This window comes from Microtetraspora sp. AC03309, from assembly GCF_020826795.1.
GTDB lineage: Bacteria > Actinomycetota > Actinomycetes > Streptosporangiales > Streptosporangiaceae > Microtetraspora > Microtetraspora glauca.
On sequence record NZ_JADDIL010000408.1, the window covers coordinates 1 to 539 of the forward strand.

A 539-nucleotide genomic window follows, 5' to 3' on the forward strand; every position below is an offset into this window, starting at 1 on the left:
GGGGACATCGCGGCACAGGTAATGCAGGTCAGGGGATGGCAGCCCCATCCTGCGTAGCAAATGCTGCCGCGATGTCCCCAGCGTTCGTCGGGACGTTCAGCATCTTGCGGATGTTGGCGATGTGCGCCAGGGCAGTTTCACGCGATGCCGGTGGCGCAGTCGGTTCCGGGCGGGCTTCGGTGCGTGGCGGAGCTGCAGGCCGATTCTCGGCAGTCCGTGGGAGGGCAGACGTCTCCTTGCGGCCTGCCCACGGGCGGAACTCGCCAGCAAGTACGCGCTTCACCAAGGCGAAGAAGTAGGCCACGACATTGCGCACGGTGCCGCTCTGGCTGCGTGCCTGCAACTCATCGAGTACTTCCTGGCGATGCTGCGGCGGCAGCCGCCGCAAGGCGGCCTGCACGTCCTTTTGCTGATCTGCCTGGGCATTGCTCAGGCAAGGCGGCAAGCTCACCGACTGCGGTGCCGGATCGCCGTCGCCTTCGCGCGCGCGGTACGTACGTTCTTTTTTATACATAAACGTCTTATACGTACTGCCCCGC

At 64.6% G+C, this 539-nt stretch carries 1 pseudogene; it reads right to left on the minus strand.

Annotated features, from left to right (window positions below):
- Positions 1 to 28: 28 nt before the first annotated feature.
- Positions 29 to 539 (minus strand): annotated as a pseudogene (locus tag IMZ11_RS43590) (hypothetical protein); the annotation flags it as partial.